This window comes from Spirosoma pulveris (assembly GCF_054781875.1).
Genome location: NZ_BAAGTO010000001.1, coordinates 193848 through 219449 on the forward strand (window position 1 = coordinate 193848; position 25602 = coordinate 219449).

The window sequence follows — 25602 nt, forward strand, 5'->3', positions numbered from 1 at the left end:
AAATTAAATGTATATACATCAAATACTTTAACACGTAATAAACGACTCAAACAATGGAAACGCAACCCGCAACCGCTACTACCTGGTCTATTGACCCAACCCACTCCGAAATTCAATTCAAAGTTAAACACCTTGTTATTTCAACGGTAACGGGTTCGTTTAGCCAGTATGAAGGACAGGTAGAAACTACAGGGGATGATTTTACCGATGCTAAAATCTCTTTTTCGGCCGATATAAACAGTATCAGTACGGGTCAGGAACAACGCGATGGCCATCTGAAATCAGCTGATTTCTTTGATGCTGAACAATTTCCAAAACTGACCTTTGTGTCGACATCCATGACCAAAACGGGTGACGATACGTATTCTTTGACCGGCGATTTATCCATTCACGGCGTTACGAAGCCGGTAACCCTGAAAGTTGAGCATGGCGGACAGATGGTTGATTTCTACGGACAAACCAAAGCTGGTTTTGAGGCCACCGGGACCATCAAACGCAAAGAATTTGGCCTGACCTGGGATGGCGTTACCGAAGCCGGTGGCGTGGTTGTCAGCGACGACGTTAAACTGGTGTTGAATATCCAGTTAACGAAGCAAGCCTAATATTGATCTACGGGCTATACAAGTCGCGTAGTTTGGTTCTAAATCCGGTACCCGTTTAACGCGTACCGGATTTTTTTGTCGTTATAGGGCTGTCTCATTAACGTACAAGTAGAATTCGGCCCCGTGTAACAGGTTTACCGGGGGCTGTAAACAGCGTGTAGGCGTAGACACCCGTTGGCAGCGCCGTTCCGTTAAGCGTTCCGTCGAAGGGATTGGTGTACCCTTTGCCAGACGAATAAATGACTTCGCCCCAACGATCAAACAAGGTGAAAACTGCATCGGGGAAAGCCGCAATGCCAGGTAGCTCCAGAATATCGTTCTGACCGTCACCATTGGGCGAAAAGGCATCGGGCACCCAGGCACGGGCAAAAACGGTGATTCGGATCGTGTCTTTCACGGCGCAACCGGTGCTGTTTGCTGCATCGATGGTGTACGTAATATCGTCAGTAATATCCGTGATGGTTGGATTCGCGGCTGTGGGATTATCCAGATACTTACCCGATGTCCAACGAAATTGAACGGGATCGCCGGTGTAAACGGGGTTCAGGGAAAAGGTGTTGCCCTGGTAGGTCGTCATTGAATCGATCAGCTGAATGGTTGGGACCGGGGCCACAACGGCAATCCGGGTCGCTACCGTTCCGGCACATTCGGGGGCTGGCCTTACCGTGTAGGTAACGGGGTGATTGCCCACACCAGCCTGCTCCGGGCTGAAGGCATTTGTTTCGATACCCGCTCCGCCAAAATCGCCACCCGGCGGATTTCCTGTTAAGGTGTAGGGCGGGTTATTAGGGCCGCAAACGCCCGGAATAGAGTCCAGCGTAACCACAACCGGTGCAACGCTGGTGATCGTTACCGGATTGGATGTGCCTTCGCAGCCGTATATATCCGTAGCCGTAACCACAAATGTGCCTGGGCTAGTGGCTACCAATTGCGACGACTCATTATTGCTGATTGGTTTTCCATCCTTCTGCCAGCGGTAAAGTAGTCCACCGCTACCGATCAGGGGAAGTGAATTGTCCGGACAAATCCGATTAAAGCCTGATGAGGACGTAATGGATGCTACAACAGCAGCGGAACGGTCAAGAACGGCCGTATCGGTATGGGCTTTACAGCCTAGTGTACGGTATGTAAGAATGGCCCAGTATTTACCAGCCTCCGTGGCCCGAAGTGAATCTGTTGTCTGATCAGTTAAGGACTGATTATCCTTATACCACTGGTAGGTAACATCCGATGCACCCGTTGCTACCAGCTTTATGGAGCCTGTTGTGGCGCACAAATGCCCCGTTGTCGACACGTGGGCATCACTTCCGATCACGTTAACCGTGATGACATCTGAATTTCCCACTTTACTGCAAACGGCTTTTTGCGAAACCACAACACTATACTGACCTGACTCCCGAACGGCCAGGGTTGAATTAACAGCCCCCGCAATATTGATGTCGTCCTTACGCCACTGGTAATTCCAGTTTGGGTCTAGGGCTGCTACGAGTACGGCCGAGTCACCCTGGCAAATGGTTGTTTGGGGTTGTTTGGGCCTGTTCTTTACCTGAACGGCCGGGTCTGGTGTGGTTTGGGGCGGGCAGTCGATTACCAGAAATTGAAAGTCACGCCGTACTTCGCCAATTTTTACTCCATTCCTGTACTCTTCAACTTTAACGGCAAAAACAAACAGACCCAGTTGAGTGGCCGTTACCGACAATTCGCCGGTTTTAGCGTCAACCTGCAGACTGGGGCTACCGGGAATTGCATTGTCGGCGTTAAAGCCTGAGAGCCAGTTTACATCGGGATAGGGGCCAGGGGAAACAGGATTGGTTGTGTTATTCTGTCCGTTAGCTCCCTTTTGGTTGAGAGGGGTGATCATGGAGTAACGGAGTTCATCGCCATCCGGATCCGTGCCGCCGAAGGGAAATGAGAAAGCGTCTCCTAAACAAATATATTCTCCATTTATGGGGCCAAAATGGGGTGACGAATTGACAAACAACTGATTATTCTGCTGTTTAGCCGGAAACTCCAGATAAAAGGTAAATCCTGTTTGATCGGGACCGCTAATATTGTTGATACCCGCGTTTCGGTTTCGAGTCTGATAGGAAATATAATAGCCCTCCGGGTCGGCAAAGCTTGCGGGCGGGAGCTGAATATCCGCTTCATAGGTTAAGACAATGAACTTAAGGTTACGTTGGGCTGCGCAAAAGCCATTGGCATAAACGACGGGTACCCGCGAACCCGTTTGCCGGACGATGAAGGTTGTCATCAGCGCATTGTCCCGCTTTCGGAAGATGCCTAATATCCCCGAAGTAGATTGATTGGCCGCCCCACGGGTACCATCCTCAAGGTAGTTGATAACGGTAATTCGATACTGCCCGGCAGTGTTTCCCACGGCTTTCATCTCAATATGCCCGCCAACCTGATGACTCCCCCTTGCTGCCAGCGGTACACCTAAAATCAGAAACACAAATAGTTGTCTTAAGGTAAATGTGCGCATAAGCAAGCAGTTCTAAACTTCACTTTCACTCACTACAACTGGTACTGGTTGATTTACTGGGGGTTACGGAGAAGGAGGGCTTCTTTTATCACTGGATACGCTTCCGTATCCGGTCAAGAAGTTGATCTGCTAATAAAAGGAAACTGATTCATAAATATACGCACTCCATCACGGATAAACGTAAACCAATACCGGCCTGATCGTAGGCATGCTACCGAAGTAAGGGGGGAGGTTTACCAGGCTGCATATGATGGTTTAACGGACTTTCGGTAGTGGCCATGGCCCATGGCCACTACCGAAAGTCCGTTACTTCAGTTTTGCCAAAAGGGTTACGCTGTTTGCGACCATTCCTGTAGTCCGCGTGTAATGTCCGTAGCGAAGTTCGAGGCTTTGCCAGTGGCCGATACCAAATAGTCCGCCGGGGGGAGCCATTCGAATACCCGTCCCTAAAAACTGACTGGTAAATCCGGAGATGTCATAATCACTTGTATAATATCTCTGTGTCAACTGGTGCTCGCCATAAGGCGCAAAATACCGGACGGCTGTCTGATGGCTGAACCGATAAAATGGACTTATCGAAATAAATGACGTTAGTTTAATGGGCGTTTCGAGATTGACAGTATGTGCCTGCATGCCCCAGTCATCGATATAGTACCGGTAAAATGCCCGGACAATAACCCGGTCGCCCAGGAAATAATGGAGCCGGACCCCAATGGGTAACTTCAGTCGGCTGCCCGGTAGTCGCTCCACGGTTTCGGCTCCGTCACGAAAGTAAATGCGGTGGAAAGGGGTGCTGAGCAGGCCCTGCTGAAACGCGGGTTCTACTGTCAACAGCACCTGCATTCGCTTGTTGATGATCTGCGAAAACGACAGGCTGGCGTTATAGGAGTTACGGGGCTTGTAGTCGATGGGGTCGCGATCCCCCCTGGCCCCGGAGCCATAGCCTTCCGGTCTTAACTCGGCGGGTAAGATCACTTTCCAGGTATCAAAAAAAGCGCCCGCTTTCAAGCTTACCTCCCGGTTGTTATCGGCAGAGGCTTTGGCAAAGCTCAGGTTGATTCCGTACGATTTGTAATCATACTCGGTCGAATACGAGAGGGCAACGCCCTGCGTGGTATGGCGGTTGTCGTTCTGCACACTCCAGGAAACGGACGGGTAAATATGCGTGTCACTCCGCGAGGCCGATGAAACCGTGAGCGGGTCGATCTTATCCGACGAAGCCGAGGTGTAGTGATCGACGTTCAGGTCGAACGCCAGGGTATGCTGGCGATTCAGCCGGTCGGTGCTTTTAAGGACCAGGTCGATAGACTGGGCATAGTCGGTTAACTGTTCGGAGCCAATACCTCCTGTAACGGCTGAGTTGTTCCCGTTTTGGTTGTAGTAGCTCGATACCAGATTAACCTCCTGCAGACTTAATTTTCGGGTTTCGTAGGCTGGTTTTTCGATGGATTGGGCATGGCCCGAACGAAATAGACTAAGCAGTACGCCAACAGTTATACAGATTTTTTTCATCGTCCCTTTGCTTAGTTACAACCACAGCCACCGCCACTTTTTCCGCCATTTGCCCCCGCAGCGCCTTCGCGGTAGAGGTAAAAATTCTGCTCGAACTTCTCCGATTTGCGAGCCGACAGTTCCATTTCGGCGTCGTTGATCCGATTCTTCTGGTACTCTTTAACCGTTGTGCAACCCGCCAGCCCGAGCAGGAACAGGCTAGCTAGCAGGACTAGATTTGTGGTTTGTTTGGTTGTCTTCATGTCTTGGTTTTGTACAGTTTTTTAAACGCTGGCCGGTGCTACCAGTCGGATATTGGTGGAAGTATGCAGTTTATCCGTATCGTCAATAAGAATGCAGGCAATGTGTCGCATTTGGTTAATCAGGTTGAGGCCTACCCGAACGCCCATCACCATCACAGGAGTAGCCAGCGCATCGGCCAGTTCAGCGTTCGGGGCAATAATCGTCACACTCTTAATTCCCGATACCGGAAAACCAGTTTTTGGGTCGATGGTGTGTGAATACCGTTTACCGTCGATTAAGGCATATTTTTCATAGTTACCAGAAGTTGCAACGGCCATATTACTGATTTCCAGATAGGAAAATGCCTGCTGGATTGTCTGATTCGGATCGGCAATGCCGATTGTCCAGGGCGCTCCGTTGGGTTGTGTTCCCCAAGTGGTGAGGTCACCGGCAGCATTGACAATGCCGCTCTCCACGCCCAGGTCGCGTAACACCCGTTTTGCCTGTTCTGCGGCATACCCTTTGCCAATGCCTCCAAAACCAATTCGCATGCCCTTTTCTTTGAGGAAAACAGTCTGTTGTGCCGAATCCAGTATCACGTTCCGGTAATTGATCAACCGAACCATATGCCGGGCGGTTTTAGGGTCGGGGAGGGCCGTCATGGTCGTATCAAAATTCCAGAATCGCTTGTCAATGGATCCGTACGTAATGTCAAATGCCCCTTGGGTGAGGGCTGATAAGCGCAGAGCCCGTTCAATAAGCGCAAACACTTCCTGATCGATGGGTTCAGGTTGAAGACCCGCGCTGGCATTGATTCGGTTGGTTTGACTATCGTCGCTATACGTTGTAAGTAAGCGTTCAATCCGGCTGATTTCTGTCACAGCTTTATCAAGGCAGTCGTTTGCCCAGGCAGCATCGGTACTAACGACGCTCAGCTCAAAGCGATTGCCCATGAGCCGCTGTGTCCGCTTGTGAATCTGGGATTCGATACTCATTTCGACGCGGGTGTGGCCGACTGAATGGCGTCGATAAAGCCGGGTATTGTCAGCGATTGAGGATAGCCATCCCACTCTTTCAACACCTTGCCATTCGCATCCAGCAATACTGTATATGGAAACTTACCCTGTTTGTTGTACTTCTCCGCCAGAGACTCGTTATGTGCGGTTTGTCGGGTATCCAGCTGGTTTTTAGACAGTCGGGGGAAGTCAGCGCGGACGAGTACCAGGTGCTCATCAGCATACCGGCTGAATTCGGCTGACTCAAAAATCGTTTTCTTAAGTTTGATGCAGGGGCCACACCAGTCCGAACCCGAAAAGTTGAGGAGTATCAATTTATGAGTTTGGACCGCTTCGGTTTTGGCCTGGTCAAAATTTAGTATCCAGTTCGGAGCCAGCGTTGTCAGGCTTATAAGCAGTGAAATCAGGGCTAATTTCATGGTTGTTCAGGGAAACTGTGTTTAAGGAAAGAGGCTTAACTATAAACGACCAGGGTTTTGCCATCGGTGGCTACTTTGTAGACGGCGATTCCCCGGCTGCCGAAGCTGTTTTTACCGACCCCGTTGAGGTCGAAGCGGGCACCATGCTGAGTGCAGTAAAACTCTGTTTTGTTGAAGATAATGGCCTTTTTAGGTTCATGGCTGCACGTTTGTGTAACGGCGACGTAAACACCGGCGCTAACCTGAGCCACTACAATGCCACTTTGCGCGATGTAGCCACCAACGGTTTTGAGCGCCGATGCCGCCGTGCTGGCCAGATCGATGGTAAGCAGACGATTCTTAATGGTACTCAAGTCAACCCCGCTGGTAGTTGTCGTGGTCGATGCCGGCGTAGTCGTGCTACCCGAGCCGGGTGTCGTGGTTGTGCTGGTCGGTGGGGTAACTGTAGTGCTTTGGGTGCCTGGCAGTGTCAGTGCATTCACAACCGTGTCTTCTTCATGGACGCAGGAAGTAAGCGCTGCCATTAAGGCGGCTCCAGTAAAGCCCATCGATTTTAAAAAATCGTAACGTGTCATAAAGGGATTTTTAAAAAGTTAGGCAAGTGGGTATTCATTTTTGTACCTGTACGTTTGGACTGCAGTAAACGTGGCAAATTCTACGGGAATGCCTAAACCGATAAATCAACAGCTTCTTTACTTATTGAATACATAAATTAACGTTTCACCACACAGAATAGGTGTTGTTACACATTAAAATGGGATTGAAATTGACGGCAAAAAGCGGAGGTAGGATCTAGTCGTAAGTACGTACGTTCAGTGTAAAACGTTGCGTTGCCTTTAAAAACAGGTTGATGTCCATAGTAAGAAAATCACCCCTGGTGGTCCATTAATGGCTGGCTACCAAAGAAAATTTAAATCATCTTTTCAGGATAAAACCGGAACTGGATGCTTTCCTGATAGAGCTGGTTTGTAAATGTGCTATAAACCAGTTTATTTATCTGAAAAACCTTATCATTTGCAATGAAGCTAAATCGCTGGTTGTGCCTGTCTTTATTTTTCTCAACGCCGATATGGGCGCAGTCCAATCTAAAACTTTGGTATACGAAACCCGCTGCGGTCTGGACAGAAGCCTTACCCATTGGCAATGGACGGATTGGCGCTATGGTCTTTGGGAAAGTAGAGGATGAGCTCATCCAACTCAATGAAAGCACCCTCTGGTCGGGCGGTCCGGTTTCCAGTGGCGTCAACCCCGAATCTCCGTCGTACCTGCCTCAGGTCAGGCAGGCCCTAGACCAGGAAGATTACAAGCAGGCCGTCACGCTGGTAAAAAAGATGCAGGGTCTATACACCCAGTCCTATATGCCGCTGGGCGACCTGTCTCTGAAGCAGAACTTTAACGGGGCCATACCAACCGGCTACTACCGGGATCTGGATATTCAGAAAGCCATTGCCACAACCCGCTTCACGGTCAATGGCGTTACCTACAAACGCGAAATGTTTACCTCCGCACCCGATGGCGTCATGGTGATTCGCCTGACCGCCAGCAAACCCGGTCAGCTCAGTTTCGATGCTTCAACGAGCAGCCAGTTACGAACTGAAAACAGGCTGGGGAGTAACGGTGATCTGGTTATGAAAGGCAAAGCGCCCGCCCAGGTCGACCCGAACTATTACAACCCCAAAGATCGCGAGCATGTTATTTATGAAGATGCTACGGGTTGCAAAGGAATGCGGTTTCAACTGCGGCTGAAAACCCTTAATACGGGTGGTACGGTGCAAACTGACAAAGAAGGTATTCACGTTCGTAATGCATCGGAAGTTCTGTTGCTGGTGGCGGCTACAACTAGTTTCAACGGCTATGATAAATGCCCGGATAAGGACGGGAAAGACGAAAATAAACTGGCTGAAGACCTCATCAAAAAAGCTGCCACCGTTAAGTATCAAACGCTTCTAAGTCGGCATATGGCTGATTATCAGTCATATTTCAATCGATTTTCATTTCAGATTACCGATACTACCCATGTCAATAAAAACGCAGCCTTACCGTCTGACGATCGGCTCGAAATGTACAGTAAAGGCGTTTACGATCCCGGTGTTGAAATGCTGTACTGCCAGTACGGCCGCTACTTGTTGATTTCCAGCTCGCGGGTGACCGATGTGCCCGCTAACCTGCAGGGCATCTGGAACAAGGAACTGCGGGCTCCTTGGAGCTCGAACTACACCATCAATATCAATACCCAGATGAACTACTGGCCCGTTGAGGTAACGAACCTCTCGGAGTTGCACCGGCCTCTACTGAGTTTTATTGGTGAGCTGGCCAAAACGGGAGCCGTGACCGCCAGGGAATTTTATAACATGAAGGGCTGGGTGGCACACCACAACACTGATATCTGGGCCATTTCCAACCCGGTGGGCGATAAAGGAGAGGGCGACCCTAAATGGGCCAACTGGAACCAGGGAGCGGGTTGGCTGAGCCAGCACCTTTGGGAGCATTACCGTTTCACCGGCGATAAGAAATTTCTGCGCGAATCGGCTTATCCCATTATGAAAGGGGCCGCTCTTTTTTATCTGGATTGGCTCATCGCCGACAAAGACGGCTATCTGGTGGTGTCGCCCTCCGTATCGCCGGAGAACGATTTTATCGACGCTAAAGGACAGCCCGCGTCGATTTCCACCGCGACAACCATGGACATGTCCATTATGTGGGATTTGTTTACCAACCTGATCGATGCATCGACGGCGTTGAATATCGAACCGGATTTTCGGAAGTTGCTGATTGAGAAGCGAAGTAAATTTTATCCGCTGCACATTGGCCATAAGGGAAACTTACAGGAGTGGAATAAGGACTATGAAGATGTCGATCCCCAGCACCGGCACGTATCGCACCTGTTTGGCCTGCACCCCGGCAGACAGATTTCGCCCATCAGTACGCCCGAATTTGCAGCTGCGGCTAAAAAAACGCTCGAACTCCGGGGCGATGCCGGAACGGGCTGGAGCCGGGCGTGGAAAGTGAACTTCTGGGCCAGACTGCTTGACGGTAACCATGCGTATATACTTTTGCGTGAACTCCTGCGCTACACCAGCCAGACGAAAACCAATTACGGCAGCCAGGGTGGGGGCGGCACGTATCCGAACTTCTTCGATGCCCACCCCCCCTTTCAGATCGATGGTAACTTTGGCGGTACGGCGGGCATGGCAGAGATGCTGGTGCAGAGTCATCTGGATGCCATTCATCTGCTGGCCGCTTTGCCGGATGCCTGGCGGGATGGCCGCGTTTCCGGCCTGCGGGCACGGGGTGGGTTCGACGTGGCTATGCAGTGGAAGAATCGTAAGCTAACAACCGCGACCATTAAATCGCTGAATGGTGCACCCTGCACAATCCGAACGAGTCGGCCAATTCGAGTAAAAGGGGTCAATTTCGAATCAAAACCATCCAATTTAGGGTATGTTACTACGTTTAATACCCAGACCGGTGCTGTTTATGAACTAACCGGCATGTAACTTTGTGAGAGAAGGCTTCTATAATCAGGTTAAATCATGTACCGTAAATTTCTCTGCCTGCTGGTCGGACTGCATCTTTATGCGCTGAGCACGCTGGCACAATCGAGTGAGCTGCCTTACTCAACAGTAAATCTTCAAAATCTGGCAGATTTCAAACCAACCGGTTCGAACTGGAAGATCGTGGGCGATGTCTTCTACGATCTCAACAAAGAGGGGAAAGGCACCACCAAATCCGGAACGGGTGTGCTGGTCAATGATCTGTCCGGCAAGAGTAAAGAGCAACTTTTTACCAAACTGGAACACGGTGATCTGGAACTTGACCTCGATTTTATGATGGAGAAAGGGTCCAATTCGGGTATCTATCTTCAGGGACGGTACGAGGTTCAATTGTTCGATAGCTGGGGCGTAAAAGTGCCCAAATCAAGCGACTGCGGAGCTATTTATGAACGTTGGGACGATAAAAGACCCGATGGGCAGAAGGGCTATCAGGGACACCCGCCAACCCAGAATGTTAGCAAAGCACCGGGCTTATGGCAGCATTTCCATATTGTTTTCCGGGCACCCCGCTTCAACAAGGCGGGCGAGAAAATTGCCAACGCTCGATTCCTGAAAGTTGTTCTGAATGGCGTAACCGTTCAGGAAAACATAGAAGTGCTGGGGCCAACACGTTCGGCCGGTTTTGCGGATGAAAAACCAACGGGGCCATTGATGATCCAGGGTGATCACGGTCCGGTGGCGTTTCGGAATATTCGGTACAAAGCGTACGAAACGGAGCTCGTCACGCTCTCGAATCTCAAGCTGAGTGCCTACGAAGGTAAATTCAAATCGGTTAACGAGTTGGCTTCCCTCACGCCGAAGCGGGAAATGAACATCGATGTACTGGCCCATTCGGCGCCCGGCAGCCGCGACAATTTTGCCGGTAAGATTACGGGTACTGTCCACATTCCCCGCGCTGGCGAATACGTACTCTCGTTGCAGCTTCCCTGGATTCCTACGGAGGTGAACAAAACCGTGCGCAATGGAGCCGGTGAACTGAAAATCGCCGGTAAAAAAATTCTTTCCATCGACACGGAAGATGGCGGTAAGGCATCGGCTAAACTAAACTTACAGGCGGGCGATTTCCCGATCGAACTGAACTATTATAAGAATTTTGGGCTTTGGTACGCGCGCAGTAACGACATCACGCTGGCGGTAGAGGGTCCCGGCGTTCCCTATATGGCCCTCAACCAGGTGATCCGGGCTGAGGAGCCCGTCGGTGAAATTTCGTTGCTGGCGAAAGATGAACCCATCATGCAGCGAGGCTTTGTCAACCACCACGGTATCAAGCATACGCACACAATTTCGGTGGGCGAACCCGGTGCGGTCAACTACACGGTCGACCTGCAGAAAGGGCAGTTCCTCCAAATCTGGCGGGGCGATTTTCTGGAAACGACGCCCATGTGGTACGGTCGTGGCGAAACCCAGTTGTCGGTACCCATCGGGAGCGTAATCGAGCTTTCGGGTAAGCCATCGCTGGCCATGCTGGCAAATCAGAATGCTGCCTGGCCCGACTCCAATACCACGTACACTAATCTGGGGTACGATGTCGATAAGAACGGTCGGCCGGTGTTCAAATACACCTTGGGAAGTGCTTCTGTTCGGGAGTCGTTTGCCGCTGAGGATAATGGCCGGAAGCTGGCGCATTCATTTACTGTAACGCCGGGTGCAGCTGGCAACGGCGAGATCTGGTGCCTGGTGGCCGAAGGAGCCGACATTCAGCAACTTCCGAATGGATTGTATGGCGTAAACGATAAACAGTATTTCGTTGAACTGCCGGGAAATGAGAAACCGGTTATCCGAAGCACCGCCCGGAATACCAAAGAGCTGTTGCTGCCGATCAAATCGACTGCCAATAACGGCACGGCGAATTATTCAATTATCTGGTAATCAGTCAGCGTTTTGCGTGTATCTTCTTATGAAACGTAATCAATCAACCATACATCATTTTGCCAGAATGGCCTTGCTGGCCGCTGGCCTTGCCTGGTTCGGCCAACCGGCTGCCTGGGCGCAGATTCAGTCAAAGACCGGGTTGCCTGTCAGTTCCAGCAGTAAACAACCGGCACCCGCTCCCAAGGGACTGGCTAAAGTTGAAGCGGACCCCGAAAAAGAAGATGATTTCTACAAACTCATTTCGCTGCCCGTTCCGGAAGATATTATCCTGGAAGTAGGAGGGATGGTTACGCTTCCCGATGGAAATCTGGCGGTTTGTACCCGCCGGGGTGAAGTCTGGACTGTTTCGAACCCTTACATCAGCGGTTCAAACCGACCTATCTACAAGCGGTTTGCCTATGGCCTTCACGAGCCACTGGGACTGGCCTACAAGGATGGCGACATCTACGTGACTCAGCGTAGTGAATTGACCCGCCTGCGCGATACCGATCAGGACGGACGGGCTGATTCGTACGATAAAATGTACTCCTGGCCTTTATCGGGCAACTACCACGAGTATTCCTATGGGCCGACTTTTCTGCCCAACGGAAATATGCTGGTCACGCTGAACGTAGGCTGGAGCAATAGTCTCGGACATGGTGTGAGTCTCGCTCCCTGGCGCGGCTGGACGCTGGAGATAACCCCCGATGGCAAGATGATGCCCTTTGCGGCCGGAATGCGCTCTCCGGCGGGCTACGGCATGAATGCGGCCGGTGACTTTTTTTACACCGAGAATCAGGGCGACTGGGTTGGATCGGGTCGTATTTCGCAAGTAGAAAAGGGTGATTTTATGGGGAATGCCGAGAGCTTACGCTGGACGGGTTTACCAGGCTCACCACTAACCATTAAGCCGCAGGACGTGCCCAATACCGGCGAACCGCTGTATGATGTGGCCAAACAATTTACAACGCTGAAAGCTCCTGCTGTCTGGTTACCTCACGGCATACTGGGGATTTCAACGTCGGGTATGCTGCTGGATAATACCAAAGGCGGCTTCGGTCCGTTTGAAAATCAGCTATTCGTGGGCGATCAGGGGCAGAGCATCGTATCCCGCGTAGATTTTGAAAAAGTGAAGGGTAAGTACCAGGGCGTTGTTTTTCCATTCCGCGAAGGTTTCTCGTCGGGGGTGCTGCGTATGGTGTGGGGCCACGATGCGTCCATGTTTGTCGGCATGACGAGCCGGGGCTGGTCATCGACCGGCAAAGAACTGTTCAGTCTACAGCGTGTTGTCTGGACCGGTAAAATGCCGTTTGAAATGAAAACCATTCATGCCATGCCGGATGGGTTCGAGATTGAATTCACGTCCCCCGTCGATCAGGAACTGGCAGCAGACCCCGCTTCGTATAAAGTAACGGGCTTCAACTACAAGTATCACGCCACTTACGGAAGTCCGGTAATCAATCGGGCGGGTTGCCCGATTCGGGGAATTGTTGTCTCAAAAGATGGCTTGAAAGCCCGTCTGGTGGTCGACAGTCTGCGGCTGGGTTATATTCATGAGATTACTACCGCCGGTGTCCGTTCTGCTACGGGAAGAGCCCTGTTGCACAACGTAGGTTATTATACGCTGAACAACATTCCCGATGGCGAAAAGCTGGCCGTTGCTGCTTTACCCGCTCAACATGACCATGCAGGCATGATGACGGCGTCTACCTCCACAGCACCGCCAGTGGGTCGTAAAGCTTCAGGCATGAAAACAGCTTCGGGGAAATCGGCCGGGGCTGTGAAAGCTTTAGGTAAAGCAGCGGCCAAGCGGATTACGGAAATGCCCCCTTCCTGGGGTGAGCCGGATTATACGATCAACATGGGTACCAAACCCGGCCTCAAATTCTCGACCGAGCAGTTTCAGGTAAAAGCCGGGAGTAAAGTACGAGTCGTTTTCAATAATGAAGACGACATGCTTCATAATTTCGTAGTGGTAGCTCCCGGATCGGCGGTTCAGGTGGGCGAACTGGCCATGAAACTCGGACTGGAAGGGCAGGAGAGGAACTACATTCCGCAAACGGAAAAAGTACTGCATCACACCAATCTGCTTCAACCCAACACCAACGAGTCGATTTATTTTATCGCCCCCGATAAACCCGGCGACTACCAGTACGAATGCTCCGTTCCGGGGCACTTCTATGTGATGCAGGGAACTATGAAAGTGGTGAAGTAAAGCCTAGCCTGTTTATTGGTTATTCGTGAGTGGTTATTGGTTAATGGTGGACAGATGAACCAGTAACTGATAACCACTCGCTATATACCCGCACTACGGTTGTGGAAGGTATACGCTGAAAGTTGCACCCTGGCCGGGCTGGCTGCTGGCACTGATGGCCCCACCATGATTTGCCACCACTTTCTCGCAAATAGCCAGACCAATACCCGTTCCAACAAATTCACTTTTACCGTGCAGCCGCTGGAATACCTGAAAAATCCGGTCGACGTATTTTTCTTCAAAGCCAATCCCATTATCCGCCACATTGATTCGATAATAGGACTTCATTTGCTGAGTTGGCTTAATGGAAGTGGGTAACTGTCTGGCAGCTACGAGTTCAGCGCTTACATGAATAACGGGCTGAACATCCGGACGGCGGAATTTCAGCGCATTCGTCATCAGGTTCTGAAATAGCTGCTCCAACTGCGACTGGTCGCCCTGGAGGCTGGGCAATGGATCAATGGTAATGACCGCATCTGTTTCCTGGATGCGCAGGTCAAGATCATTCAGCACATTTTTGAATACGGCCGTCAGCGCAACCGGCGCTACGGTATCCTGTTGGGTTGAAATGCGGGAGAAGCTCAGCAGATCGCGAATAAGTGTCGACATACGACTGGCTGCCGACTGCATTCGCTCGAGGTAATTAACCCCATCGCCCAGTTGGGCGGCATAGCGGTTTTTGAGCAGATCACCAAATTGCTGCACCTTACGCAAGGGCTCCTGCAAATCATGGCTGGCTACATAGGCAAATTGCTGTAAATTACTATTCGACCGGTTCAATGCCTGGTTGCTGATCTCAAGGGCTATATTCGTTTGCGCCAGCTGCTCATTCTTTACCTTTAAGAGTTGCTCCGTCTCTTTTTGTGCTGTTAAGTCCGTTAGAATGAGACTCAGGCAATCTCCGCCATCCAACTGCATGGGCGTTACGGAAAGCAGGCAGGGCACTCGTTTGTTGGTGGTACTGGTAACCGAAAGTTCGGCTTTGTGATTTCCGGTCCAGCTTTCTTGAAAAAGACTATCGAAGGTTTTCCGATCCTGGTCGTCGACAAACTGCCGGAAAGCCAGGCCAAATACTTTGGTCAAGGGTAAATCTACCATGGCCGCAAAGGCCGAGTTACTGTACAGAATAAGGCCTGACCGGTTGAGGGTTACGGCCCCTTCGTTCATGGTTTCAATGAAGATACGGTACGTCTGATCGGCCGTTTTTAGTGTGTAGAGTTCATGCCCTTCCCTTCCCTGAACCACCAGCGCATCGATCTGGCCCGTTCGAATGGCCTGAATAGTTTCTGTTGCTTCGTCGAGTTGCCAGCGCAGGCTTTCGTTTTCGGCCAGCAGTTGCTCGTATGTTTTCGCCCCGTTCATCCTACTTAATGACTAATACCTAAACCAGATAAAACCTTTTTTGTATCGGACAGGTCACCTATCAACCTGCGTTCCGGGAGGGGGAAACGTTTGATCAGCAAGGGTAGGGCAATGAGTTGTTCAAGCTCGGCGAGTGATTTCTGCTGGTGTACGTCAATAATTTCCAGCGAGTATTTACCGGGTAGATACTGTTCACAAATTTGCTTGATATTGGCAATCGCCCGTACCGAATTCAGAGAAATGCCGGTTACAAATAATTGTAAGACATACAGCTGATGTTCGTCATCCGGGTCAGTATTCTCCTGGGTTGGTGATTGATTGATCATTTACTTGATTGCCGGACGAATATTCAAGCCTACCAGCACTTTTTCTTCATTCGATAAGTCGCCGATAATCTTCCGAATGGGTTCAGGTACTTTTTTTACAAGGGTCGGTACCGCAAATATCTGGTCGCCTTCAGCCAGTTGTGGTTTTACCAGCAGGTCAATAACCTCAATCAGGTATTTACCCTTTAGATGCTCTTCGCAGTACTTTTTTAAGTTAGAGAGGGCAAGTTGGGATTTGGGAGTGTTGCCGGCAATGTAGAGCCGTAGTTCCCAATTTTCATCGTTCGTTTCCATTCATTAAGTAGGTAATCATAAGCATTGGGTTGTCGGCTATTCGCCTGAGCGGTTATTTGCTGACGATCAGCAGGTCATCCAATGACGACTAACCTTGCTACTACAATATTTTACAAGCCAGAAAAAAATTATTCGTTATGCCGACTACGGGTCATCTGTTCCCGATTTTTCTGCATGACTTCTTTCCGTAACTCGTCTTCAATGTAAGTTTTATTCAACTCATCCTGAACAGACTCAAATTCTTCTTTCAGGCTGGCGATCTTCGATTCGAGGATCAATTTTTTGCGCTCGATTTCGCGATCTTTCCGGCTGGTTGCGTATTCGCGTAAGACAACACCCGTCTCTTCGAGTAGTTGCTGAGCTTCTCTGGCGGAGCCAGTCAGAACCCCCTCTGAGCCAAGGTAAACATCAACAAGATCAAGCCCTTTGTCGGTAATGATAAACTCCCGCACCTGGTTGGAGTGTTTCATGCCCCGAGATTTCATCACATACAAGCCCCGGTTTCGTTCCCCGTTGAATTCAATATCTTTCACAAGCAGCCAGGCGTCGACCAGCGATGAAACCCCTTCGTCGGTCTGCTCATTGATAACATTATTGAGCGTCAGGGCCGTAAACAAGACGGTAATCTGCTCGGCCTGTAAAAAGTCGATCAAGCGAATCAACATCGACTTTACGTCACTCACTGTGCCAACGGTAATCAGGTTGGTAATCGGGTCCAGTATAACGACTGATGGTTTAAATTCATTTATCTGCCTATGGATCGCCACCAGATGCATTTCCAGCCCATTTAGGGTTGGACGGGAAGCCTGAAATTTCAACAAGCCCTTATCTATATGTGTCTGAAGATCGAAGCCAATTGACCGCATATTTCGGATGATCTGATGCGAAGACTCTTCAAAAGCGAAATAGATACACCGTTTGTTTTGCAGGCAGGCTTCGTTGGCAAAGCTGGCCGCAATACTTGTTTTTCCCGTGCCGGCGGTGCCCGAGATCAAAATGCTGCTGCCTTTGAAAAACCCCTGGCCGTCGAGCATTTTATCCAGAGCCTGAATGCCGGATGATATCCGCTCGGACGATACAGGATGATCCAGTGTTAGGGAGGTAACGGGCAGCACCGAAATCCCCTTCTCGTTGATCAGGAACGGGTATTCGTTGGTGCCATGCATGGATCCACGATATTTGACGATTCGCAGCAATCGTGTCGAAATCTGGTTGCTTACCCGATGGTCCAGTAATATGACACAATCGGATACGTATTCTTCCAGACCGTGACGGGTTAGAGTGCCATCGCCCCGTTCGCCGGTGATGATGGTCGTAACTTTCCGTTCTTTAAGCCACTCGAAAAGTCTTCTTAGCTCGGCCCGAAGAATCCCCTGATTAGTCAGACCAGAAAACAAATTCTCAATGGTGTCCAGAACGACCCGTTTGGCGCCAATTTGATCAATAGCATACCCGAGCCGGATGAACAGCCCATCCAGGTCATATTCGCCAGTTTCTTCTATTTCACTCCGTTCAATGTGGACGTGATCCAGTTTAATGAGTTTATCCCGTTGAAGTTGGTTTAGATCAAATCCAAGAGAGACTACATTTTGGGCTAGCTCTTCCGATTTCTCTTCAAAAGCCATAAACACTCCCGGTTCATTAAACTCCAAGGCACCCCGTACAATAAATTCCATCGAAAAAAGCGTCTTACCGCAGCCAGCGCTACCGCAGATCAGGGTTGGACGGCCTTTCGGCAATCCACCCTTGGTAATTTCATCCAAGCCTGTGATGCCGGTAGGCGTTTTTGGAAGCGATGATAGAGAAGAATTTGACGTGTTAGCTGTTTCTAAACTCATTTACGTACAAAAAGGATGAACGACTCTTACTGTTGACTTTTTAGAAAAAGTTTCCGAATCTGACAAATACCAGGCTTATGACTGTTTATTCTGATAATTCTGTGTTTAATCAGTTAAACACGGTTATATGTTAATGCCAAACAAGGTAGTATATATACTATTAATCGTACTGAATAGTTTGAAGATTTGGCCAGAGCGGAGCCCGAAAGCAGGCGTTAAAAGATTAGCCATCGTTAGAACGGCACCTCTCTATTGAGTAAATAAGTATACTGTTATTTATATAGATTATGAGCGCACAAAGATAGATGATGCCTAATTGATTTAGGCGTTAACCGATACCAAATCAGCGAGTGTCTGATAATGGCGATGAGCTATTACCGGACACTCGCTGATTTGGTATCGGTTAGTAGGAAGCGGCCAAATGTTTGGACGCTATGAAAGTAAATTACTTTTTGGCTCAAATCGCTGACTCAACCAGCGACTTACAAATGACCGGCTTAGGTACCGGATGTAACGAACAGCTTTAGTTGCAACTGGTCATTCTGCTTAAACTGATTCCCCAGTGTAGAGCGCTGGAGCAGTGTCCGGACCGAATACCCACCACCATTCGAAGGGGTTGGAACGGCAAGCAGAAGCGGTTGGGCGAGTGCTTTTTTCTTGATGATCTGACCGATGAAATAGGTTAAATCAATCGTATAACTATCCGTAAAAAGTATAGCAAACGGATCTACATAATAGTTGCCACTAGGGGTCTCACCACCCGAGACACCACCCGGAACAGAGGCAATAAATTCGTTCTGGTTATTAGTCTGGTACAGTTGCAGACTCGATACCGGCGGATTATTGTCTCGTCTGTCAAGGCGAACAGAATTGATAACCAAAAGTGCTCTATTCAGATCGGCAAGGTTCTCAGGTCGGTAAAAATTATTCAGGTAAGGGAATTCTACCCGGGTTTGCAGACCGGAACCCAACGAAACAAAGGTCGTATTGTTGGTCAGGGTACTATTAACAATGTCTGATTTGCTTTTTAGGGCACTCAAGGGTGTACCGCTGCGGTCATTGATTATTTTGGTAAAGTGCAGCGAAGTAATCGGGAACAGTAGGGTAGCGGCCGTACGATTCAAGTCTGTATCGTGGTAGTACATACGTAACCCGCTTACGGTACTGTTCGTCGATAACCCGAGCATTGTATTGGCGGTAGAGGTAGAGGTCAGCGCAAAGCCAGGCAGGTAATCATTCAGGTTGGTGTTGTTGCTAACCTCTCCGCTGATGAGTTTATTAAACAAATTCTGCGCCAGCGAATCCGGCAAGCGAACCTGTATTTGACGGGTACCGCTCAGTGGACGAGGAAGAAATGAACGCTTGGCAATGGGCTTGGCCGCATACCCAACCGAACTGGTATTATAATAGAACTGGGCTGGCATTGGTCTGCTCAGGAGACTGACATTCAAATCAAAGGTTGATGTTGTATCACCATAGACAAAAGAATATCCAAATTCCAGCACTAATGAATCCAGCCGAAAATTTGTCTGGGATATTAAGGAGTTAGCGGGGTAATCGATAGCCGCGAACGATTGAACGGTTTGCTGTCCGGTTTGCGCGTCCTTCCAATAACCAACCGCTACATCGGCATCGCTCGATGTTAGGAATGAGTCGGTCCGCATAACCGTGGAGGTTTTTACCGTAATGGAGTCGAGGGAGAACACCTGCAACTGCTGCGGATTAATAACCGACTGACCCACGTTGAGATCGCCCGATTGACAGCCAAATAGCACGATACCGGCCAGCCAAAGCAAGCCGGCGTACCAAAGAATACGCATAAGCAAATAATTCAGGGAATTTTTACGCCCAACTGGCGTAGTTCGTCATTCGTCAGGGTAGGCAGTGCCTTATCCTTTTGTATTTTCTCTACTATCCGCTCACCAACGCGCTTTGCCTCCTCTTTGGAAGCAAAGCCTACAATTCCGGGCTGACCCGGAATTGTAGGCTGGTGAATAAGCAGCTTTCCGTTGGTTACGATGGAATAGCCCCAGCCGCCGGTTGTTGGATAAACCTCAACCGTGTAAGGATTCTGACGCTGGTAAACAAGCCTGACCGTTAGAACCGCCAGTACGAGTAACACCAGTAGTAAGCCTTTTCGGACTAGGTTAGTTTTCACCGATGGGCCAGCTTTTTCCAATGAGCTATCCTGCACCTTAAATAACCTGCTCAACGGCCGGATCAAAATCCCACAGGTCGTCAAAACGGCTTGTTCCGTTGGCACTACCGGTGGTTACGTAGCCTTTGTTGCCGATGGCGAAACCAACTGCATTCTGGCGGTTAGCTCCTTCAAAAGAACCAAGTTGCGACCAGGTGTCATCCGCCGGATTATACTGCCATACGGAGCCGTTATCGCCCAGAGTTACATACCCTTTACCGTTGATGGCAAACCCAACGCCATAACTACGCTGAACAGCCTGGTCGGTCAGGAAGTCAAGCTTCTGGGTCCATACATCTGTGGCCGGGTCATATACATACCAGTCCCGTTGGCCAATACCGTTGTTATTTCCGGTACCTGCATACGCTTTACCATCAATCACAAAAGCAACACCGCCTACGCGTTTTTCACCACCATAGCTGGCTACTTTGGCCCAGGTGTTGGCAGTTGGATCAAAAGCCCACATGTCTTTGAGGTAGTTGCCGTCATTGCCGGTAGCCACATACCCTTTGTTGCCAATAGCGAAAGCAAGTGAGCCATACCGGGCTGTGCCGCCAAAATCAGTTACTTTAGTCCACGCGTTGGTGGTTGGGTCATAGCTCCAGAAATCCTTCAGCTTGTCGCTATTAACGTTGATACCGGTACCGATGTAGCCTTTGTTGCCAACGGCAAAACCTACACCCGAGTAACGGGCTACACCACCGTAATTAGCTTTTTGGGTCCAGGCATTTTTGGCCGGATCATACGCCCAGAAATCCTGAAGCCGCTGGTTACTGGCATCAAGGCCGGTACCCATGTACGCAATATTATTAATGACAAAACTTGAGGCACCGGAACGGCCTACGCCTTCAAAGGCGGAACGTTTCGTCCAGTCGCCGAGGGTCGACACCGTCGTGGAGCTGTTACAGCCGATCAGCAGTCCTGCCCAGCCGATAGAAAGAGCACCCAGCATCCAGTTTATCCGTTGCTGTTTTTTGCCTGTCTTCGTTACGGGAGAGAGCGATGCCTCTTGAGTTACAGATTGCGGCTGGGAGTCGGTAGCCGAAAGAAATCGGAATGGTAAATGAATCATGAACAAGAGCGTAAACGAACGAACTAAAACGTAAAGTTATACCAATTTGAGTTAAGAACGATGATTTTGCCATCCCGGCGGGGATGAGTTAGCCCGGCGAGAAGCCTGAACGTATCACAAATGAGGTAAACTGGACAACCTTCAGCGTGAATGGGTACTTAAAAGCGTTCTGCAAAATTACGTCAAACAGGCCTTACTTACCAACGAGCTACTTTCATAAAAATTCTTAATTATTGGCGAATAGACGAAGGAAACAAAGTAAGACGACTACCATAACAGGACCCGCCCGGTATGGTAGTCGTTGGAATCGTACCTGAAAAAAGCAATTATAATTTCAAATTCTTGATCACCCGGACCATGGATTGACCACCGGCTTTCCGTTGAATCGATGAACCCAGTTGTATAAGCGGGTTTCGTACGGCTGCCCGCCGTCCGCTTGCTGGATTGCCCGAAATCTGATTCAGGGCTTCATTGAGCATCGGTTCGTTGGTATCGCCCAGGGGTAACAGGGGCGAAGTCTCATCTACCTCAACGTTCGGCGTAAATCCGGTTGCATAATCGGACTGGCCCAGACTGTTGTACGATTTAAATACAATGGGCTGCATGCCCCATTTAATCTTGCCTGTCTCGTCGCTAATGGTAATTGATCCTACATTTTTACCATACGTGGTACTGCCAATTGTCGTGACGGTCATGTAGGGGCGCAGACCGTTGATGATCAACTCACTGGCCGAAGCCGTATGGTCGGTTGTCAGGACAAATACCCGCGATAAATTAGTGCCGATGTTCTGCGCTTTGTCCAGGAAGTTCTGCACAAAGAAGTTACTGCCGTACTCCTCCTGTAAATAGGGGGTAATTGTCTTGTTCCATTCTTCGCGGAAGTATAATTTGCTGGAACTGACTCCCTTCCCGATTAGGCTGGCCAGATTGGCGGACGACGACGTATAACCGCCTGGGTTATATCTCAGATCCAGGACGAGCTCATTTACACCCTGGGCTTTGAAGTTACTGAAAACTGCATCTACCTGCGCATCATATTCGTTGGCCTTGCTGCCATTGGCACCAGGAACGAATTGATTGTAAACGAGATAACCTACTTTCTTGGTGCCTACAGTGTAAATGGAATCGAGGAATACTGGATTCTCCTGAAATACCGTTGCCGTTACACTCCGGGTTTGATCGGAGTCTACGATTGTTGTGCCACTCACCGTACCCAGACCATATGTAAAGGTCGTGCCGGTAAACAACAGGTCCGAGTAGTTCGTGGTCGTCAGTAACTGACCGCCTACCTTCGTTATTATATCACCCCGTTTCAAACCCGCTTTTTCGGCCGGAGAGCCGGGCAATACATAAAGCACCTGAGCTATAACCCCCGTTGACCCCCGCAGATACAGGTTGAAATCCATACCTGTCGTGACCGATTCACCACTCAATTCCGCCGTTAGGGTGTTCGCATCATTTTCTATCCACGAAAAACGGTCGCCATCCGGGTTCGAGGTAGCATTGAATTTGTTCAGGATCGAGTCAAAGAATACATCGGGAGCCAGGGTCGTGTCGGGGTTAGCCGGAATTTTGTCATTCCAGTAATACACATCCCGCATCCTGGACAGTATCCAGCTATCTACTGTACTGTTCTCGCTGGCTGTTGTTGTTGTCGTTTTTGGGGTAACGTCATCAGTCGTTTTCTTACATCCCGATAGTGACCCGATAAAACCAAGCAGTGCTACGGTCAGTACCGACTTATTCTGCCTGAAAATCTGATTTAAGGAAGCCCGCCGGGCTATGTTCACAACGTGTTGTTTCATAGAGTTTTTAGGCTGGCTGAAAGACTTGCCTGCCTACTCTATTTTACGTATCCCAAATGCTAAATGTTGCAGAAGCACACGAAAGAAAGATGATTTAATAAGCATTTAATATGATTGATAAATACTCGTTGTGATTGTATTTACTAGTATAGTGATCAAGTAGTTTAATTGATTGTGAACTGAGCAGACTTCGCTTGTAAAGCTAAGGTAATAAGGTAGGGAATACCCTAGTATTAGCTTTAAATCCAGGTATTTATGAAAAAGAACGGTATACAATAGAGCCATTTATATCGTTTATAAGGTATAATTCGTCCATGTTTGTTTTATATCTTTGACAGACTAATCAACGATTGTAGTAACTATTCCTGTGGAAAGACGTAATGCGTTAAAAACGATGGCGGGGGCCCTTGGCGGGCTTGTAAGCCTACCCGCCTGGGCCAATGGCTGGACGGCTGAAACTGTCCATTCGACCCAAAAAATCCTCTCCCAAAGCCAGACCGACCTGCTGGCCGAGTTTGTCGAAACGATCATTCCGGCAACGGATACGCCGGGGGCGAAAGCACTCAACGTACATCAGTTTGTACAAAAGATGGTAGCCGACTGCTACCCGAAACCATCGCAGGAGACGCTTCAAAAGGGCCTTGATTCGCTGGATGGGCTGGCTAAAACCTCGTTTGGCAAATCGTTCACAGAAGGAGACACGGCCCAGCGCACCGCCCTGCTCACTCAATTATCGAAATCGTCGGATACGGCTCAGAAAGATTTTTATTCCCTCGTTAAAGGACTAACCATCCGGGGTTACATGACATCGGAATACGTCATGACCAACCTGACCCATTACCAGTTTATTCCCGGCCACTACTATGGTTGCGTGCCTGTTCAACCCAAGGCTGTTTCACAGACCAAATAAGTTGACGTTGCCCGCGCTCGGTACTTTGATCGGCGGGTAATACTCAACCACTAATAAACCACGATAAACATGTCTTATTTTAATATAGATGCTCAGGCGCTCAACACCTACGACGCCATTGTCATTGGCTCGGGTATCAGTGGAGGATGGGCCGCAAAAGAATTGACCGGTAAAGGATTGCGGACGCTCGTTCTCGAACGGGGTCGCGATGTCCGGCATATTACGGATTACCCAACGACCAATACACAGCCCTGGGAGTTTGAACACCGCAATCAACTCCGGAGAGAGGTTAAAGAAGCAAATCCGATCATCAGCAAATGTTACGCCTTTTACGAAGGAACTGAACAGTTCTTTGTGAAAGATGCCGAACATCCGTACATTCAGGAGAAACCGTTCGACTGGATTCGGGGCTATCAGGTGGGTGGTAAGTCGCTGATGTGGGCACGGCAAACACAGCGGTGGAGCGACTTTGATTTTGAAGGTCCTGCCCGCGATGGTTTTGCCGTCGACTGGCCCATTCGTTACGCCGACATAGCTCCCTGGTATAGTTACGTTGAACGTTTTGCCGGAATTTCAGGCAATAAAGATGGACTGGCGACGCTGCCCGACGGCGAGTTTCTACCCCCGCACGAGTGGAACTGCGTGGAAAAGCACTTTCAGAAAAAAGTAGCCGGGAAGTACAAAGACCGGCACGTCATTATGGGGCGGGCGGCTCATATCACCAAGCCGCAGCAGGTACATTATGATCAGGGCCGGGCGCAGTGCCAGCACCGCACCATTTGTGAGCGGGGTTGCCCGTTTGGTGGATATTTCAGCAGTAACTCATCCACCATTCCCTGGGCGGCAAAAACGGGTAAAATGACCCTCCGGCCAAACTCGGTCGTGCATTCGATCATCTATGATGAGAAAAAAGGCCGGGCAACCGGGGTGCGGGTTGTTGATTCCCAAACCAAGAAAATGACCGAGTATTACGCCCGGATCATTTTCCTTAATGCAGCCGCGCTGAACTCAAACTTGGTGTTACTTAATTCAACCTCCAGCCGGTTCCCCAATGGACTGGGTAACGATAGCGGGGTGCTGGGTAAGTATGCCGCATTCCATAACTATCGGGCAGGCATTTCGGCAGAATACGACGGTGACCTCGATTCGACCACCGACGGACGTCGGCCTAACAGTCCATACATTCCCCGTTTCCGGAACGTACTGAAACAGGAAACGAACTTTCTGCGGGGTTATGCCGCTGGTTTCTCGGCCGGGCGTAGTTCCTATTCCGACCAGAGTAGCGTTGGCGCCGATCTAAAGCAGAGCCTGCTCAACCCAAAACTTGGCGGCTGGTATGTGGGCTCGCACATGATGGGCGAAACCATTCCTAAAGAAAGTAATTATGTAGCCCTCGATTCGTCGCAGAAAGACCCGTTTGGTATTCCACAACTGAAGATATCCATCGCCTATGACGATAACGACGATAAGATGGTGAAGGATTATCAGGAACAGCTTACGGAGATGTTTACCGAAGCGGGTTTCAAAAATATCCGTGTTCGGGACAGCCATGCCAGCCCCGGCCTCGATATTCACGAAATGGGTGGCGTACGAATGGGAAAAGATCCTAAAACGTCGATGCTCAATAAATGGAACCAACTGCATGCCGTTAAAAACGTTTTTGTAACCGACGGCTCCTGCATGACCTCCACCTCAACACAAAACCCGTCTCTTACCTACATGGCACTAACCGCTCGTGCGGCCGATTATGCCGTGAAGGCTATGAAGAAAGGTCTGGTGTAAAGCAACTTGATTTCCGGGTTCGAGCAAGGCCATACGTATATGTACGTATGGCCTTGTGTTTTTAATGGATTTTTTATTACATAAAACGAGTGCTTCCGTACCTT

The 25602-nt window shown here is 49.6% G+C and carries 20 protein-coding genes; 6 read left to right on the plus strand and 14 right to left on the minus strand.

The window, feature by feature from the left end:
* Nucleotides 1-53 precede the first annotated feature (53 nt).
* Nucleotides 54-602, plus strand: coding sequence for a YceI family protein (locus ACYVJM_RS00790; RefSeq protein ID WP_461146301.1), 549 nt, complete (start codon nucleotides 54-56; stop codon nucleotides 600-602).
* Between the two features lie 97 nt (nucleotides 603-699).
* Here the strand turns inward: ACYVJM_RS00790 and ACYVJM_RS00795 are convergent, their stop codons facing one another.
* The 6 genes from ACYVJM_RS00795 to ACYVJM_RS00820 form a co-directional block, all read right to left on the minus strand.
* Nucleotides 700-3084, minus strand: a complete 2385-nt coding sequence (locus ACYVJM_RS00795) for a gliding motility-associated C-terminal domain-containing protein (RefSeq protein WP_461146302.1) — start codon at nucleotides 3082-3084, stop codon at nucleotides 700-702.
* Nucleotides 3085-3390: 306 nt separating this feature from the next.
* The gene (locus tag ACYVJM_RS00800) at nucleotides 3391-4596 is read right to left on the minus strand and encodes a DUF3570 domain-containing protein (RefSeq protein WP_461146303.1); all 1206 of its coding nucleotides are present in this window, start codon (nucleotides 4594-4596) and stop codon (nucleotides 3391-3393) included.
* Nucleotides 4597-4607: 11 nt separating this feature from the next.
* The gene (locus ACYVJM_RS00805) at nucleotides 4608-4838 is read right to left on the minus strand and encodes a DUF4266 domain-containing protein (RefSeq protein ID WP_461146304.1); all 231 of its coding nucleotides are present in this window, start codon (nucleotides 4836-4838) and stop codon (nucleotides 4608-4610) included.
* 21 nt (nucleotides 4839-4859) lie between these two features.
* A complete protein-coding gene (locus ACYVJM_RS00810; RefSeq protein ID WP_461146305.1) occupies nucleotides 4860-5813 on the minus strand; it encodes an FAD:protein FMN transferase in 954 nt (317 codons plus the stop codon).
* The gene (locus ACYVJM_RS00815) at nucleotides 5810-6253 is read right to left on the minus strand and encodes a thioredoxin family protein (protein ID WP_461146306.1); all 444 of its coding nucleotides are present in this window, start codon (nucleotides 6251-6253) and stop codon (nucleotides 5810-5812) included. Before ACYVJM_RS00815 ends, ACYVJM_RS00810 begins: the two co-directional genes overlap by 4 nt.
* Before the next feature lie 35 nt (nucleotides 6254-6288).
* On the minus strand, nucleotides 6289-6828 hold the full coding sequence (locus ACYVJM_RS00820) for a Rieske 2Fe-2S domain-containing protein (protein ID WP_461146307.1): 540 nt from the start codon (nucleotides 6826-6828) through the stop codon (nucleotides 6289-6291).
* A gap of 444 nt (nucleotides 6829-7272) precedes the next feature.
* On the opposite strand from ACYVJM_RS00820, the gene ACYVJM_RS00825 reads away from it, so the two are divergent.
* From ACYVJM_RS00825 to ACYVJM_RS00835, 3 genes are read left to right on the plus strand one after another with little or no spacing between them, the layout of a single operon-like run.
* Nucleotides 7273-9750 carry a glycoside hydrolase family 95 protein gene (locus tag ACYVJM_RS00825; RefSeq protein WP_461146308.1) on the plus strand — a complete coding sequence of 826 codons (2478 nt, stop codon included), beginning with the start codon at nucleotides 7273-7275 and terminating at the stop codon, nucleotides 9748-9750.
* Between the two features lie 36 nt (nucleotides 9751-9786).
* Nucleotides 9787-11676, plus strand: coding sequence for a 3-keto-disaccharide hydrolase (locus ACYVJM_RS00830; protein ID WP_461146309.1), 1890 nt, complete (start codon nucleotides 9787-9789; stop codon nucleotides 11674-11676).
* Nucleotides 11677-11704: 28 nt separating this feature from the next.
* Nucleotides 11705-13873 carry a plastocyanin/azurin family copper-binding protein gene (locus ACYVJM_RS00835; RefSeq protein ID WP_461146310.1) on the plus strand — a complete coding sequence of 723 codons (2169 nt, stop codon included), beginning with the start codon at nucleotides 11705-11707 and terminating at the stop codon, nucleotides 13871-13873.
* A 93-nt stretch (nucleotides 13874-13966) separates the two neighbouring features.
* Here the strand turns inward: ACYVJM_RS00835 and ACYVJM_RS00840 are convergent, their stop codons facing one another.
* The 8 genes from ACYVJM_RS00840 to ACYVJM_RS00875 all read right to left on the minus strand — a co-directional run bounded on the left by ACYVJM_RS00840 (nucleotide 13967) and on the right by ACYVJM_RS00875 (nucleotide 22806).
* Complete coding sequence (locus ACYVJM_RS00840) at nucleotides 13967-15274, minus strand: sensor histidine kinase (protein ID WP_461146311.1); 1308 nt, start codon at nucleotides 15272-15274, stop codon at nucleotides 13967-13969.
* 5 nt (nucleotides 15275-15279) lie between these two features.
* Nucleotides 15280-15600: a circadian clock KaiB family protein gene (locus ACYVJM_RS00845; protein WP_461146312.1), complete on the minus strand. Its 321-nt coding sequence runs from the start codon at nucleotides 15598-15600 to the stop codon at nucleotides 15280-15282.
* Nucleotides 15601-15894, minus strand: a complete 294-nt coding sequence (locus ACYVJM_RS00850; protein ID WP_461146313.1) for a circadian clock KaiB family protein — start codon at nucleotides 15892-15894, stop codon at nucleotides 15601-15603.
* A gap of 128 nt (nucleotides 15895-16022) precedes the next feature.
* Nucleotides 16023-17732, minus strand: coding sequence for a circadian clock protein KaiC (kaiC, locus tag ACYVJM_RS00855; RefSeq protein WP_461146314.1), 1710 nt, complete (start codon nucleotides 17730-17732; stop codon nucleotides 16023-16025).
* Between the two features lie 497 nt (nucleotides 17733-18229).
* On the minus strand, nucleotides 18230-19552 hold the full coding sequence (locus tag ACYVJM_RS00860; RefSeq protein ID WP_461146315.1) for a DUF4270 family protein: 1323 nt from the start codon (nucleotides 19550-19552) through the stop codon (nucleotides 18230-18232).
* 11 nt (nucleotides 19553-19563) lie between these two features.
* Nucleotides 19564-19890, minus strand: a complete 327-nt coding sequence (locus ACYVJM_RS00865) for a DUF4907 domain-containing protein (RefSeq protein ID WP_461146316.1) — start codon at nucleotides 19888-19890, stop codon at nucleotides 19564-19566.
* A gap of 37 nt (nucleotides 19891-19927) precedes the next feature.
* Nucleotides 19928-21001 carry a Kelch repeat-containing protein gene (locus ACYVJM_RS00870; protein ID WP_461146317.1) on the minus strand — a complete coding sequence of 358 codons (1074 nt, stop codon included), beginning with the start codon at nucleotides 20999-21001 and terminating at the stop codon, nucleotides 19928-19930.
* 326 nt (nucleotides 21002-21327) lie between these two features.
* Nucleotides 21328-22806 carry a S41 family peptidase gene (locus tag ACYVJM_RS00875; protein ID WP_461146318.1) on the minus strand — a complete coding sequence of 493 codons (1479 nt, stop codon included), beginning with the start codon at nucleotides 22804-22806 and terminating at the stop codon, nucleotides 21328-21330.
* A gap of 394 nt (nucleotides 22807-23200) precedes the next feature.
* Between ACYVJM_RS00875 and ACYVJM_RS00880 the strand changes: the two genes are divergently transcribed.
* Both ACYVJM_RS00880 and ACYVJM_RS00885 read left to right on the plus strand, forming a co-directional pair.
* Complete coding sequence (locus ACYVJM_RS00880; RefSeq protein ID WP_461147718.1) at nucleotides 23201-23716, plus strand: gluconate 2-dehydrogenase subunit 3 family protein; 516 nt, start codon at nucleotides 23201-23203, stop codon at nucleotides 23714-23716.
* Nucleotides 23717-23785: 69 nt separating this feature from the next.
* Nucleotides 23786-25498 (plus strand): GMC oxidoreductase, encoded by a 1713-nt coding sequence (locus tag ACYVJM_RS00885; RefSeq protein ID WP_461146319.1) that lies wholly within the window; start codon nucleotides 23786-23788, stop codon nucleotides 25496-25498.
* The last annotated feature ends 104 nt before the right edge of the window (nucleotides 25499-25602 follow it).

Excerpts from the sequence above, each read along its gene's own strand:
- ACYVJM_RS00790 (WP_461146301.1), top strand. The coding sequence starts at position 54 with ATGGAAACGCAACCCGCAACCGCTACTACCTGGTCTATTGACCCAACC.
- ACYVJM_RS00795 (WP_461146302.1), bottom strand. The coding sequence starts at position 3,084 with ATGCGCACATTTACCTTAAGACAACTATTTGTGTTTCTGATTTTAGGT.
- ACYVJM_RS00800 (WP_461146303.1), bottom strand. The coding sequence starts at position 4,596 with ATGAAAAAAATCTGTATAACTGTTGGCGTACTGCTTAGTCTATTTCGT.
- ACYVJM_RS00805 (WP_461146304.1), bottom strand. The coding sequence starts at position 4,838 with ATGAAGACAACCAAACAAACCACAAATCTAGTCCTGCTAGCTAGCCTG.
- ACYVJM_RS00810 (WP_461146305.1), bottom strand. The coding sequence starts at position 5,813 with ATGAGTATCGAATCCCAGATTCACAAGCGGACACAGCGGCTCATGGGC.
- ACYVJM_RS00815 (WP_461146306.1), bottom strand. The coding sequence starts at position 6,253 with ATGAAATTAGCCCTGATTTCACTGCTTATAAGCCTGACAACGCTGGCT.
- ACYVJM_RS00820 (WP_461146307.1), bottom strand. The coding sequence starts at position 6,828 with ATGACACGTTACGATTTTTTAAAATCGATGGGCTTTACTGGAGCCGCC.
- ACYVJM_RS00825 (WP_461146308.1), top strand. The coding sequence starts at position 7,273 with ATGAAGCTAAATCGCTGGTTGTGCCTGTCTTTATTTTTCTCAACGCCG.
- ACYVJM_RS00830 (WP_461146309.1), top strand. The coding sequence starts at position 9,787 with ATGTACCGTAAATTTCTCTGCCTGCTGGTCGGACTGCATCTTTATGCG.
- ACYVJM_RS00835 (WP_461146310.1), top strand. The coding sequence starts at position 11,705 with ATGAAACGTAATCAATCAACCATACATCATTTTGCCAGAATGGCCTTG.
- ACYVJM_RS00840 (WP_461146311.1), bottom strand. The coding sequence starts at position 15,274 with ATGAACGGGGCGAAAACATACGAGCAACTGCTGGCCGAAAACGAAAGC.
- ACYVJM_RS00845 (WP_461146312.1), bottom strand. The coding sequence starts at position 15,600 with ATGATCAATCAATCACCAACCCAGGAGAATACTGACCCGGATGACGAA.
- ACYVJM_RS00850 (WP_461146313.1), bottom strand. The coding sequence starts at position 15,894 with ATGGAAACGAACGATGAAAATTGGGAACTACGGCTCTACATTGCCGGC.
- kaiC (WP_461146314.1), bottom strand. The coding sequence starts at position 17,732 with ATGAGTTTAGAAACAGCTAACACGTCAAATTCTTCTCTATCATCGCTT.
- ACYVJM_RS00860 (WP_461146315.1), bottom strand. The coding sequence starts at position 19,552 with ATGCGTATTCTTTGGTACGCCGGCTTGCTTTGGCTGGCCGGTATCGTG.
- ACYVJM_RS00870 (WP_461146317.1), bottom strand. The coding sequence starts at position 21,001 with ATGATTCATTTACCATTCCGATTTCTTTCGGCTACCGACTCCCAGCCG.
- ACYVJM_RS00875 (WP_461146318.1), bottom strand. The coding sequence starts at position 22,806 with ATGAAACAACACGTTGTGAACATAGCCCGGCGGGCTTCCTTAAATCAG.
- ACYVJM_RS00880 (WP_461147718.1), top strand. The coding sequence starts at position 23,201 with ATGGCGGGGGCCCTTGGCGGGCTTGTAAGCCTACCCGCCTGGGCCAAT.
- ACYVJM_RS00885 (WP_461146319.1), top strand. The coding sequence starts at position 23,786 with ATGTCTTATTTTAATATAGATGCTCAGGCGCTCAACACCTACGACGCC.